The organism is Dysgonomonas sp. HDW5A (assembly GCF_011299555.1).
Lineage (GTDB): Bacteria > Bacteroidota > Bacteroidia > Bacteroidales > Dysgonomonadaceae > Dysgonomonas_A.
On record NZ_CP049857.1, the window covers coordinates 3579331 to 3593013 of the forward strand.

The window sequence follows — 13683 nt, forward strand, 5'->3', positions numbered from 1 at the left end:
TTATCTAATAGCTATTTCGGATGAGGTTGAGTTATTACTTTGAAAAAATAGCAATATTAGCGAAGCTATTTGAGCTAGAGAGTCGTTTTTTATATTCTTTCTTTACAGTTTATCTTTATTAGAAGTTTAGTTTCTTTAAATAGTTGTTTATCTGATAGTTTTGTTAATTTAGTTTAGTGTTCTATAAAGATGTTTAGTTTGTGTGTTTATCAAATTATACAATATTATAAAGCTATATTATTGTATATTTAGTTGTTTATTATAGAAAAAGGAGCTAACTAACTTAGCTCCTTTTGTTTATTATGTATACGTCTTATATCTGAATAGATAAAATGACAGAATCCTCATAAGCCTATCGATTCTCTAAGAAAATCAATAGATTCAAAAATATCTTCTTTAGTTGCTGTTTGATTCAATAAACATTGACCAATGTCAGATAATAGAGTAAAATTGATTTCATCGGCAGAAGCATTTTTCTTATCATGCTTCATCAATTCATACAGAGCTTCGTATTCATCACAACCGAAATAAAATGTGCCATAATTCTCTTTGATGAAGGTTAAGGTTTGCCATAATTTATCTTTAGGAAAGCCACATTTTTTATGAGATAAATATAACTCACAGATAATTCCCCATGCTACAGCGTATCCATGTTGCATAGGTTGTTTCATGGTGTATGATAAACTTTCGAAAGCATGTCCTATAGTGTGCCCTAAGTTTAAAGACTTACGAATATTCTTTTCAAAAGGATCTTTTTCAACAATATCTTCTTTTACTTCAACCGATTCTACAACTAATTCTTTCAGAAGAAGGTAATCGATAGTATGTGTGTCGAATTTTAAAAGTTTCGCCCAGGTTGTTTCGTTCGAGATTAACCCATGCTTAAGCATTTCAGCATAGCCCGATAAGAAATTGGCATGATCTAGTGATTTGAAGAATACAGAGTCTATCAATACAGTTTCAGCAGGGGCAAAGGCTCCTATTTCATTCTTTAGACCATTGAAGTTGATACCGGTTTTCCCTCCCACAGCAGCGTCTACGGCTCCAAGTAGAGTAGTGGGTACATTTACGCACTTTATACCGCGTTTAAAACTTGCAGCAGCAAATCCACCAATGTCAGTAACCATTCCTCCTCCTAAGTTAATAAGAAGCGAATGACGGGTTGCACCGTTGTTGCATAGAAAAGCCCAGATTGTAGACAGGCTTTCCAGATTTTTATTATTATCTCCGGCTTCTATTGTGATTTTTCCGGCATTCTTTATCTCATCCAAATTATTGATCAGATGAAAACAAAGTGCTTCTGAATTCTTATCTGTAAGAATAAATAATTTATCATGAGGTATTGCCGATAATATATTTTCTAAATCTGTTTTCAGATCGGTCGATTTGATTACTTTCTGCATTATTCTGTCTTATATTTTATAGTACTTAAACAGTATGATAGATAGTGTATTTTATTTAAAATAGCTTTCTGCGGGAAATTTATATCCTCTAAGAAGTTCGTCTATTCTCATCGCTTTTTTTCCGGGGAGTTGTATTTCGTTGACCTCTATAAACCCATTTGTACAGGCAATATGTAGATATGTTTTATTATCTGTTGAAATACTTCCTGCAGGTAGCTGTGTTTCTGTTAGAATTTTATTCACAGAATATAATTTGGCTGCAACAGGCTCCTGATCAGGAGAATGTAGTTCAGTCCATGCTACTGGATAAGGCGATAGCCCTCGTATATGGTTGTAGATTCGCTCAACAGATTGATTCCAATCTATACGGCATGTTTCTTTAAATATTTTGGGTGCAGCTTTTAGTTCTGTTTCATTCTGAATAAACTGTTCTTGAGGAATGGCATCGACTTTATCATCGAGAAGTAAGTCTACTGTTTTTTGCACCAGTCTTGCTCCCATATTCATGAGTTCGTCATGTATTTTTCCAACATTGTCCGATTCACCGATAGGAATACGTTCTTGTGCTATAATTTTACCTGTATCAATTTCATGTGTCAGGAAGAAAGTTGTAGCTCCTGTTTCCTTTTCTCCATTTATAATGGCCCAATTGATAGGGGCTGCTCCTCTGTATTGAGGCAATAATGAAGCGTGCAAATTAAATGTACCTAATCTGGGCATATCCCAAATAACTTCGGGTAACATTCTGAATGCTACGACAATTTGAAGATCAGCTTTTAGGGCTTTTAACTCTTCTATAAAAGATTCGTTTTTAAGCTTTTCAGGTTGGAGTATTTGTAAATTCTGCTCCAAGGCATATTGTTTTACAGCCGAATATTGTATTTTATGTCCTCTGCCACTTGGCTTATCAGGCATAGTAATTACTCCCACAACATTGTAATCGTTCTCGACTAGTATACGTAGACTTGCCACAGCAAAGTCAGGGGTACCCATAAAAACAATTCTTAAATCTCTTTTATCCATTAATATTCACAAGTGTCGTAAATAATCTGTTATATCTTAATTTATCACAAGTCTTTATAGTCTTTTATTGCTTGAATAAAAACGTCTATAAAACTTAATCGCGTTCAGAGAAGTTGTCAACCAATACTTTTCGATAGTTGTTTAATATGCTCGATTTGGATACGAAACCCAGATATTTCCCATGTTCATCAATAACAGGTAGATTCCATGCTTTTGTCTTATCAAATAATGACATGATTTCTTCCATGTGCATATTGATACTTATAACCGCCGGAGGCGATACTAAAAAGCGGGTAATTTTAAACTTGTCATATAATTCGGGTCTGAACATAATGTTTCGTATGTTATCGATCAATACGACTCCTGCCAATTTTCCTGCATCGTCTACCACAGGAAAAATATTTCGAGACGATTGTGTAATAACTTTTACCATATCACCCAAAGTCATATTCGGATTTACGGGTTGGAAATTATGTTCTATCAGCGATTTTAAATCCATTAGAGTCAGTACAGCTTTGTCTTTTTGATGAGTGATTAACTCTCCTTTTTTAGCAAGACGCATGGCGTATATACTGTGAGGTTCGAATAGTTTGATTGTTGCGTATGAAATTGTCGAAACAATAAGCAGTGGTAATAGAAGTTCATATCCCCCTGTTAATTCGGCAATAAGGAATGTTCCTGTTAATGGAGCGTGCATAACCCCGGCCATAACTCCTGCCATGCCCATAAGAGCAAAGTTTTCGTGAGGAAGAAATGGTGATAAATGAAAGTGGTTAAGTATATAGGCAAATACAAATCCTGCTACACATCCTAAAAATAGCGAAGGTGCAAAGATACCGCCTGTACCGCCTCCGCCATTAGTGGCACTGGATGCGAATACTTTAAATATAAGGAGTGAAATTAAAAGTCCGACAATTCCCCAAGACGAATTTTTCAAAGGGTAAAACAAGCTACCGTTCATTATAGACTCATTGTCTTTAAGTCCGCTTAATAATGCTTCTATTGTATCGTACCCTTCTCCGTAGAAAGGAGGGAATAGAAAAATAAGTACGCTCAGTAAGCTTCCTCCAAGTGCAAACTTCTGCCAGTAATTGAGCTTGCGAAATACATTTTCGATGGCGTTCATCGCTCTTGTAAAGTATAACGACACAAGCCCACAGAAGATACCCAGTAAAATAACATAAGGTATGCGTTCGAGATGAAATATTTCGACATAAGCATATCTAAACATGGCTCCCGTTCCGGTAGTCATATAGGCAAAAGTAGCAGCGGTAACCGATGTAATAAGCAAAGGCAGAACCGTAGTCATTGTCAGATCGAGCATCAATACTTCGATTACAAAAACTAATCCGGCGATAGGTGCTTTGAAAATGCCTGCAATAGCTCCGGCAGCTCCGCACCCTATAAGTAGCATTAAGTGTCGTTGTTCAATTTTAAAAGCACGTCCAAGGTTGGAACCGATGGCAGCTCCGGTCAATACAATAGGTGCCTCTGCTCCGACAGATCCCCCAAAACCGATGGTTACAGAACTGGCGAGAATAGAGCTATACATATTGTGAGCTTTTATATAGCTTTTACGTTGAGATATGGCGTAGAGTATTTTGGTAACTCCGTGACTGATGTCATCTCTTACTACATATTTTACGAAGAGTCCGGCAATAAGAATACCTGCTACCGGATAAATCAAATATAGAAAGTTTACATGTGCATCATTGAAGTTATGAGTAAGAACATGTTGTATGGAATGAATTATAGTTTTAAGTATAAGTGCTGCCGCTGCCGTTAAGATACCGACAAGAAAACTTAAAAAGATAATAAAATGTTGTTCTTTGACATTCCTGTTTTTCCAGGCAATAAAACTGTTAAAAGTGTTCCTCTCTGACATACCTATAAATCTTATGAACTTCAAATTTACAAATAAGAATATAAAGAATGAAGCTTTTGAACGATCAAATTAGGAAAATGTGCATAAGTCTTCTACACAATCGTAATACTAAACTCACGAAGTAATCCCGATAGGTTATTCTCTGAAAATATAGCTTTCTTCAGATTGTTTTGCGTCGGACTTATTGTGAAATTATAAGCAGTACTTAAATTGGCTTCTTTCAGGTTGGTATTGGCAAATGTGGCTTCTTCGAGATTTACCTGATGGAACAATGAATTTGGGAGTTGGGTTCCTGCCAGATCAACACCTTTCATTGAGCATTTACCAAAAGTAGTATTTGCCATCTTTAATTTTTCGAATGAGCAAAAATCGAGAATACAATCGGTAAAGTTTACTTCGAATAGAAATCCGGGGCAACGGCTAAAATCGACTCCCATGAGTTTACAGTTTTCGAATTTTACATCATTCAATTGCGTGTTACTGAGTTTACACATCGATAAATCGCAATTTTTGAAAGTACAATTCGAAAAGATACAATTGGTGAATGTTTGCTCAAAGAGATTGCATCTTTCAATCGTACATTCAAAATATTCAATATCGTTCATTCCTGCTTCGAGAAATATCTCTTGTGTGATTGTTTGGTTTTCGTAAATTCTACTCATAGTCAGGAAATAGTTATTGTTATATTTCGAATAAACAAGTGCTTGTATTTGTAGTAATGAATAGGTTTGAAATCTATTCTCTGATTATTTTGACTTGACCATCCAAGCCCAATTTTATAATACTTGATGGTTTGGGATTTGATAATTCTTCCTGACGAAAACCAACTATATAATCAACACCATTCTTTATAATGTCCGATATTTGAGAGAAATTTTGTGGCGAAGGTTCTCCACTGACATTGGCAGATGTCGAAACAATGGCTTTACGAAAACGTCTGCAAAGTTCTTGGGAGAATTTCTCCTTAGTTACCCTTATAGCAAGAGTTCCATCTTCAGCAATCAGATTTTCTGCCACTTGACGTGCTTTGTCATAAATAATAGTCAAAGGCTTTTCTGATACTTCAATAAGATCCCATGCCATATCAGGAACTTCGGCCAAATAATAATCGAGCTTTACCGGAATGTCTATCAATACAATCATCGATTTACTATCAGAACGTTTTTTTAGCTCATATACTTTACGAACCGCATCTTCGTTAGTTGCATCACATCCAATTCCCCATATAGTATCGGTAGGATATAGTATAATACCTCCCGCATTCATTACCTCGCAGGCTTTTAATATATCTTCTTTCATTTCTAAAATCTTTAATAAGGTGTCAAAGTTATACAGGGTAATCAGAAAGGTGACAAAGGTTACTCATACCTGTTACTTTTTTGTTTTTGTTAATATTTTGTTTTACAATAGTTAATCATTAAAAAGGTTACAAAAGTGACAAAAGTTACACTTTTTTGCTCTTTTGGTTATTGTTACCTTTTAATGTCATATTGGTCTGTTTTACAAATAGATAAAATAATTGATGCTGAAATTACGATTTCAGTTGATAAATATAAACGTTTTTATATTTTGAATCATCACGTATCCAGTCGTGAAGCTCTCCGCTACACTTATATCCCGATTTTTCGAAAAGCCGTATACTTTGCAGGTTATCAACGGCTATATATGCAAATATCTGATTGATTTTCAGAAAAGAAAATACATATTCTCTTATGATTTCGAGAGTTTGTGAAGCATAGTTGCAATTGCGGTAATCTTCGTCAATTAATATACCGATTCCCGCACGGCTGTGATGAAAATCAAATTCGTACAAATCGACAGTACCTATAACTGTATTCGATGATTTGAGTTCTATCATCAACCGGAGTTGTTTTGCTTCGTATATATCTTGTTGTTGGGTTTCAGAAATATAATTACGTAATGCCAATTTAGAATAAGGAGTCAAAGTATTGCCATATATCCAAAGATTGGTATTATTCTCCCACTTGTAAAGATTCTCTAAATCCTCAGGTTCGAGAGCACGAAGCTTCAGATCTTTATTTTCAAGATACATATTCGTTTTTTTGTTTAATAGAATGTGTTCCAATCGTTATCCCCGTTTTAGGGCTATATATTTGATATTGTATATTCGTCTTCTTATTATAATCCATTTGCAGAATTATTTCTTCGTAGCTGAAATCATCTTTATTATAGGTAACAACCTTGTGATCTTTTGCTCTTCGCATTTTATTCGATATTTTCAGAAATGTCATTACCTTTTCTAATGCCATTTTAGTTTTGATACCTCCAAGAACCAATAATGAAAAGAATTTATTATCAGGATAGTACTTGTTGTAAAATATCTTCATTGCTCCATAAAAAGCATTTATATAGACAGTATCTCCTTTGTTGGTACTTTCACCTTTGTAATGTATAATACGTTCGGGTAAGTAGTAGTTCTTATAGCCGGCTTGTTGTATTCGGTATGAGAGGTCTATATCTTCACCATACATAAAGAAAGCTTCATCCAATAAACCTACTTTGTCAAGCGTTTCTTTTCGTATCATCATAAATGCCCCTGCCAATATAGAAATCTCGTGAATACTATCTTCATCCAAATATAACAAGTTATATTCTCCCAACAATTTTGATTTTGGAAATATAGATGCCAGACCGAATATTTTGCAAAAAGAAGCCCATGGTGATGGAAAGCCTCTTTTCGATTCGGGTAAGAATCGTCCCGATCCATCTATCATTTTTACACCTACAGCTCCCGATATTGGAGTGGAGTCCATAAAAAGACAAACATTAGATAAAACGTTTTCTCCGACAACGGTATCCGGATTAAGCAATAACAGATATTCCCCCTTAGCTAAAAGTATAGCTTGGTTGTTGGCTTTTGAGAAACCGGGATTTGTTCTGTTTTCTATGAAATGAATATTGTCTTGGGTAAACTTACTCTTTAAATATTCAATAGAATGATCTGTGGAATTATTGTCAACAATAAAAATCTCATAAGCAAAAGCAATGTTTGAATCTAAAATAGAATTCAAACATTGCTCCAGAAAATATTTTACATTGTAGTTAACAATGATTATCGACAATTTCATCTAAAGATATATTGAGTCGGATTTTTAATAGCCATCACGTTCAAACATCTCTCCTAAACGGATAAAGAAGTTCTTTTTTCGACGTCTGCGTTGTTGATTTTCTCCGGCAGACATCATTATTCTTTCGAACGAAAATTCTCCACGCTCGGCAGCCTTTACAGCGTTATATATAACACCCCAATCGGGTAATCCACCTACATTGCGGTCATCTATAAACAACTCGGCAGTAAGTTTGCGTGATGCTCTGGTCGGATCTTCTTCGGGATAATTTTTATTTGCAGCAAAAAACGTAAGTCCTTTTTTAGCACAATAATCTATAGCCTCTTGCAAAAGAGCACCATCTCTCACAGTCCATAAAATAAGAACATGTCCGTCTTTCTGAAGCTTTAATAGCGTATCTATGGCGAAAGGTATGGGAGCACCTAGTTTTGGGTATTCATGTTCTACAATTGTTCCGTCAAAATCAACAGCTATAATCATATATTTATTCTATTAAGTAATTGTAAATATTAAATTTTTTCACTAAAAGTGTTAATCAGTGATCTCGTTCTCTATACTTGTTTTGTTAGGTATGCATAAAAACAGTGCAAATATACTAATGAAAGCCAAATACCTGAAATTTTCGATGGCTGTTGTATTCAGGCATACTAAATTAAAGACCGAAATAGAGAGTAATGCACTTAGGCGAATGAGATATTTGATGAAATACTTTTTTATGGCTGTTTCATCATTTGTTTTATCCATTTCTTTTAAACGTGGGTGAAGCAACTTCAATGAAGCAAAAATACCTCCCAATGTTATTATGATTCCCCATCGTTCTAAGCCTGTATTTTCGATTGGCACTGTATATTTGCTGGTGTATAGTACATCCAGAACAAAAGCCAATAGCATAATTATAACACAGCTCCAGTATATAAGTTTCAATTTATTATGTGTTTTATCAAGCATCTTTTATTCGGTTTTTATAAATTAAATGATTCGTTGAAAAGGGTGCGATTAAGAATAGATCTGCCCAATGTAACTTCATCGGCATATTCAATTTCATCGCCTATAGATATTCCTCTGGCAATCATAGATATCTTAATATTGTAAGGAGACAGCTTTTTATAAATATAAAAATTGGTGGTATCTCCTTCCATCGTTGTGCTCAAAGCCAGTATTATTTCTTTAATATGACCTTCGGATACTCGTTTTACAAGGCTTTCTATTTGAAGATCTCCGGGACCAATACCATCGATAGGTGAAATTATTCCTCCCAAGACGTGATACAGCCCTTTAAATTGAGATGTATTTTCGATTGCCATTACTTCCTTGATGTTTTCAACCACGCATACTATCGATTTATCTCTAGCGGGATTTGCACAAATGGGACATATATCGGCGTCCGAAATATTATAGCAAGACTTACAATATTTCACTTCATTTTTGAGATTGAGGAGTGCCGACGAAAAATTCTCGACAGTTTTATTATCCTGACGAAGCATATGTAGTACCAATCTCAGTGCGGTTTTACGACCTACGCCCGGTAATTTAGCGAATTCATTTACAGCACTTTCAAGTAATACAGACGGATATTTTTGAATCATTATTTTCTTTTCGATTAAGTTCTCAGAACTATGTATTGTTTTAGTAAGTTCAACTATAATAGATCGTTAAATTGTATTATTAAATACTTACTATTACTTATGTTGCAAAGTTATATATTTAAGTAACGTAAAATATTTATAACCTTAGATAAGAGAAATAATATTTTTCGGCTTTTTTAGAGAGGAGTTGAATATTTAATAAGTCGGATGCGTCCGAGATACTTTTTATTTCGCCGTTTTTATAGAGTATATCTATGCTGTTTTCTTTCAGATTATACATATCGGTAGTAACTGTTCGCGAAGAGACCAGATACTCAGCTTCTTCTTCGGATAGTTTCCACTTATTTACATACTTATCTATATAGGAGCGAATATGCTCTTCTGTAGCCGGTTCTGCCAATATTTCGGTCTTGAATAAATCTCGGTTAACAAAAGCCTGACTTAATGTTGATAGGAGAAAATCGTCAGATTCTGTCCACACCTTAAGGGCACACCATATATCCGAATCATCTAAATTTACAAAGTGCTGAAGCGATTCGTCTGTGAAATTTGTTTTTTGAATATTATTTGTCAAAAAATAACTCAGAGAAGGTGATGCAAAAAGCTTATGACCTTGATTAGCGATTTGTTTCGCTCTCATTAATGTATTAATCAATACATTTTCGGCTCCTATGGCAGTTTTGTGATGATATACCTGCCAATACATCAATCGTCTGGATAGAAGGAAATTCTCAATAGAATAAACACCTTTCGATTCGACTACCAATTTATTGTTACGAACATCCAGAATCTGAATAATACGTTCCGAACCTATATTCCCTTCATTTACTCCTGTGAAAAAGCAATCGCGACGCAAGTAATCAAGCCGATCAACATCTAGCTGACCACTAACTAATTGGTGAAGAAATTCTTTCGGGTATTCGTCTTTAAATATGGCAATGCAGGTATCCAGTTCACCTTTTAATTCTATGTTTAGATTTTGCATCAACCGAAGAGATATTTCTTCGTGTGAAATGCCATTAACAATAGTATGTTCCAGCACATGCGAAAAAGGTCCATGACCAACATCATGAAGAAGTATACATGCTAAAGCTCCGTTTTCTTCGTCTTTACTTATATCATTACCCTTTGATCTCAGATTGTTTATCACCTCCTGCATCAGGTACATAGCCCCCAAAGTGTGATGGAAGCGGGTATGTTGTGCTCCCGGATATGCAAAAGATGCCATACCCAACTGCTTAATTCTGCTTAGCCGCTGTAGATAGGGATGATTTATAATTTGCGATATAAACTCATTGGGAATGGTTATAAAGCCAAAAACAGGGTCATTTATTATTTGTTTATTCTTTATCACAATATAGAGATTAAAAAAACACAGATTTGATGATAGTCAAATCTGTGTTCAAAGGTATAAAATATTTAGGTCTTTTATTTTGAACCTGAAAAATCTGTAGTCAATTGCATATTGTTTGCTTTCGCAAATGCAGTTTGAGCTTTGATCATTGCATCTAATTTGTTTTGAGTATCCTCTAATGATTTGTTGACAACATCATCCATTTTCATTAACTCTTCCTCTGACATATCATTTGATAATTTCGAATATTGTTCGCTGTAAATATTTACCTGAGCAATTAATGATTCAACGTATGCGATTGTTACATTATGAAATTCATCAGCATCAGTTGGTTTAGGCATGGTTTTAATTTTATCCAAATCTCCTTGAATGCTGTCTTTAACAACTTTCATATCTTCAACCAGTTTAGCTGATTCTTCAGCAGAAAATTCTTCACTATCAAAAAAAGCATCTATTTTAGTATCAAGATCTTCCAAGCGTTTTTCTGCATCTTCCGAGTATTTTACCAAGCTGTCATTGTATGCTACAGGATCTACTTTTTTGTCACAAGAAGTAAGAACTAATGATAATGGTAAAAGCAGTAATAATAATTTTTTCATCGTTTATTTATTTATATAATATTAATTAGTTAGAGTATTTAATTTTGTGGCGTATGCTTCGCGCATTTTTTTAGCATGCTCTACTGTTTCGCGAAAATTGGCATCCAAGTCCTTAGCAGTATCTGTTGAGGTTGTATCTGATATAGTTGTATACAATTCTTGCGCATTTATTATTTTTTGCAACGATTTGATATATGCTATAGCCGAGATACGTAATTCTTCGGTCGGAGGAGATAAAATCAGGTTTTTAAGATCATTGATTTTGACATTCGAAGAATCCATAGCCGCTTGCGAAACCACTTTTATGTAATCGTATTTTTTGCTGTCGAGGGCACTTTGTACATTGTTATCATATTTATTTATAATAACTTCGGCCTCATCAACTAAAACTGATATATTGCTGAAATCTTTATCATTTCCCGACTTACATGAAGCGAAAATAATTGTAAAAGAAATGCAGAAGAGAATGAATTTATTCATAAATAAGTTCTAATATTTAAACTTGTACAAAGATAACTTATCTCTTTGACTTACAAAAATTAAAATAATTTTGGAGATGACTTTTAACGCAAATTTCGTCAAAAAAGAGTTTCTAGTATGATGAAAATCAGTTATATTTATAACTTTGTGACTGCATAATACAAGCAATACTCATATTTATTGCTCTACTTTATAATCATAACTGTCTCTGGCTATTTACCCGCTCATGTATTAAATAGGTTGGGGACTTTAATTTATTAAATTTCGGATGGTGAAATATCGCTGCTTATCATATTGTTTTTTAGTTTTTATTTTGGGATTGGGTGTCTTTATGTTTTCCTGTAAACCGGTTAAACTATCGGATGCCGATCGTCATTTCAAAAATGGAGAATATTTTGAGGCTGCATCTATGTATCGTAAGCTATACAGAAAAACTCCGACTAAAAACCGAGAGCTGAGAGGTCGTATAGCCTATCGTCAGGCAGAAAGTTTTCGTCTTATCAATAATGTAGCATTAGCCAATGCTGCGTATGTTAATGCTATCCGCTATAATCCTACCGATAGTTTAATCAGGCTTCAATATGCCCGTACTTTGCACAAAGACGGAAAATACAAACAAGCTATTGAGCAATATAAATTGTTTCTGAAAACAATGCCCGATAACCAATTTGCCTTGAATGGGTTGAAAGGGGCGGAAATGGCTGAGGAAATGAAAAAGAATCCAACCAAATACATTGTAAAGCGGATGGATATCTTCAACTCGCCTCGCGGAGAATTTAGTCCCATGTTGTTGCCTCCCGATTATGATCTTTTGTACATAACAACTAATAGAGATAATGTTCTGGGTGATACTAAAAGTGCTATCACTGGAATGAAGAACAATGATATTTTTGTTGCCCGTAAGGATGAAAACGGAAAGTGGATGAAACCTGAATCGGCAGGACCCGTTAATACAGAAGCCGATGAGGGTACACCTTCGTTTTCGGCTAGTGGCAATAATATGTATTACACGTTTAGTAAGCAGGAGGCTGATTGGTCTACAAATGCAGTTATTTATAAATCACAGAGAGCAGACGGTTCGTTTAATAAAGGGGAGAAATTTGCAGTCCTAACAGATACAATGTCTATGTATGCCCATCCGGCTATAAGTCCGGCAGGCGATTTCTTGTATTTTGTATCGGATATGCCCGGAGGGTATGGTGGAAAAGATATTTGGCGTGCAGGTATGTTTGGTGATGAAGTGAGCTTTGTCGAGAATTTAGGACCCGATATAAATACTGCAGGCGATGAAATGTTTCCTTATGTAAGAAACGACTCTACACTTTATTTTTCTTCTGACGGTCATCCCGGAATGGGAGGCTTGGATATTTTCAAGGCTACATTAAATAAGAAAACAAAAAAGTGGAGTGTCGAAAATATGGGCTCTCTAATAAATTCTCAGGGAGATGATTTTGGAATTACGTTTGAAGGAGAGAAAGAAGCCGGTTTTTTCAGTTCTAACAGAGGAGATGGACGAGGATTAGATCATATCTATTCTTTTGAATATCCTATTGTCCGAGTGGCTGTTGAGGGGTATGTGGTTGACAAGGATGATGACTTTGTTCCGAATCCCACGATCAGGGTTGTAGGTAATAATGGTACTAATGAAAAATTTGGAGGAAAACCCAATGGTACATATCGTTTAGATGTGCAGAGGGGTGTTAATTATGTATTCTTGGCTAGTGCCGAAGGATACTTAAATACTAAAATGAGTTTAAGAACTGTTGAAACAGAGAAGGACTCTATTTATTATGTTGATTTTGTGATGTATGCAATCAATAAACCGGCTGTGCTTGAAAATATATTTTATGATTTCGATAAAGCCGCTTTGCGGGAAGAATCTAAAAAAGAATTGGACGACCTTATCGAATTATTGGAAATAAATCCAAATGTTACTATCGAATTATCTGCACATACCGATCGTAAGGGAACACAGGAATACAATCAGCGATTATCTCAGCGAAGAGCACAGTCAGTGGTTGATTATCTTATTGCACATAGAATATCTAAAGACAGGTTGACTGTAGCCGGATATGGCAAGTTGCAACCCAAAGTGGTAACCAAGAGTATTGCCAAAAAATATGATTTCCTAAAGGTTGGTGATGTTTTGACCGAAGAGTTCATACTCGCTTTACCTCCTGAACAACAGGAAATAGCAGACCAAGTAAATAGACGAACCGAGTTTAAAGTTTTGTCCATTGATTTTGGATTGTTCTAAGGTTGTA

At 35.0% G+C, this 13683-nt stretch carries 14 protein-coding genes; 1 reads left to right on the forward strand and 13 read right to left on the reverse strand.

Features of this window, described 5'->3' with window-relative positions; translation table 11 throughout:
- Positions 1–344: 344 nt before the first annotated feature.
- The 13 genes from aroB to G7050_RS14915 form a co-directional block, all read right to left on the reverse strand.
- Positions 345–1403: a 3-dehydroquinate synthase gene (gene aroB, locus G7050_RS14855; protein ID WP_166116825.1), complete on the reverse strand. Its 1059-nt coding sequence runs from the start codon at positions 1401–1403 to the stop codon at positions 345–347.
- A gap of 51 nt (positions 1404–1454) precedes the next feature.
- A complete protein-coding gene (gene fmt, locus G7050_RS14860) occupies positions 1455–2426 on the reverse strand; it encodes a methionyl-tRNA formyltransferase (protein ID WP_166116827.1) in 972 nt (323 codons plus the stop codon).
- 94 nt (positions 2427–2520) lie between these two features.
- Positions 2521–4311, reverse strand: coding sequence for a chloride channel protein (locus tag G7050_RS14865; protein WP_166116829.1), 1791 nt, complete (start codon positions 4309–4311; stop codon positions 2521–2523).
- Positions 4312–4403: 92 nt separating this feature from the next.
- Complete coding sequence (locus G7050_RS14870; RefSeq protein ID WP_166116831.1) at positions 4404–4973, reverse strand: pentapeptide repeat-containing protein; 570 nt, start codon at positions 4971–4973, stop codon at positions 4404–4406.
- A 73-nt stretch (positions 4974–5046) separates the two neighbouring features.
- The gene (locus G7050_RS14875; protein WP_166116833.1) at positions 5047–5610 is read right to left on the reverse strand and encodes an L-threonylcarbamoyladenylate synthase; all 564 of its coding nucleotides are present in this window, start codon (positions 5608–5610) and stop codon (positions 5047–5049) included.
- 232 nt (positions 5611–5842) lie between these two features.
- Positions 5843–6364, reverse strand: coding sequence for a GNAT family N-acetyltransferase (locus G7050_RS14880; RefSeq protein WP_166116835.1), 522 nt, complete (start codon positions 6362–6364; stop codon positions 5843–5845).
- Complete coding sequence (locus tag G7050_RS14885; RefSeq protein ID WP_166116837.1) at positions 6354–7400, reverse strand: glycosyltransferase family 2 protein; 1047 nt, start codon at positions 7398–7400, stop codon at positions 6354–6356. The genes G7050_RS14880 and G7050_RS14885 overlap by 11 nt, the downstream gene beginning before the upstream one ends.
- Positions 7401–7424: 24 nt before the next feature.
- Positions 7425–7880 (reverse strand): BT0820 family HAD-type phosphatase, encoded by a 456-nt coding sequence (locus tag G7050_RS14890; protein WP_166116839.1) that lies wholly within the window; start codon positions 7878–7880, stop codon positions 7425–7427.
- A 51-nt stretch (positions 7881–7931) separates the two neighbouring features.
- Complete coding sequence (locus G7050_RS14895) at positions 7932–8348, reverse strand: hypothetical protein (RefSeq protein WP_166116841.1); 417 nt, start codon at positions 8346–8348, stop codon at positions 7932–7934.
- A 14-nt stretch (positions 8349–8362) separates the two neighbouring features.
- Complete coding sequence (gene recR / locus G7050_RS14900) at positions 8363–8986, reverse strand: recombination mediator RecR (protein ID WP_166116843.1); 624 nt, start codon at positions 8984–8986, stop codon at positions 8363–8365.
- Between the two features lie 136 nt (positions 8987–9122).
- Positions 9123–10340 (reverse strand): HD domain-containing protein, encoded by a 1218-nt coding sequence (locus G7050_RS14905; protein ID WP_185154937.1) that lies wholly within the window; start codon positions 10338–10340, stop codon positions 9123–9125.
- A gap of 74 nt (positions 10341–10414) precedes the next feature.
- Positions 10415–10939: a hypothetical protein gene (locus G7050_RS14910; RefSeq protein ID WP_166116845.1), complete on the reverse strand. Its 525-nt coding sequence runs from the start codon at positions 10937–10939 to the stop codon at positions 10415–10417.
- Positions 10940–10960: 21 nt separating this feature from the next.
- Positions 10961–11419, reverse strand: a complete 459-nt coding sequence (locus tag G7050_RS14915) for a hypothetical protein (RefSeq protein ID WP_166116847.1) — start codon at positions 11417–11419, stop codon at positions 10961–10963.
- A 331-nt stretch (positions 11420–11750) separates the two neighbouring features.
- On the opposite strand from G7050_RS14915, the gene G7050_RS14920 reads away from it, so the two are divergent.
- A complete protein-coding gene (locus tag G7050_RS14920) occupies positions 11751–13676 on the forward strand; it encodes an OmpA family protein (RefSeq protein WP_255499167.1) in 1926 nt (641 codons plus the stop codon).
- Positions 13677–13683 lie beyond the last annotated feature (7 nt).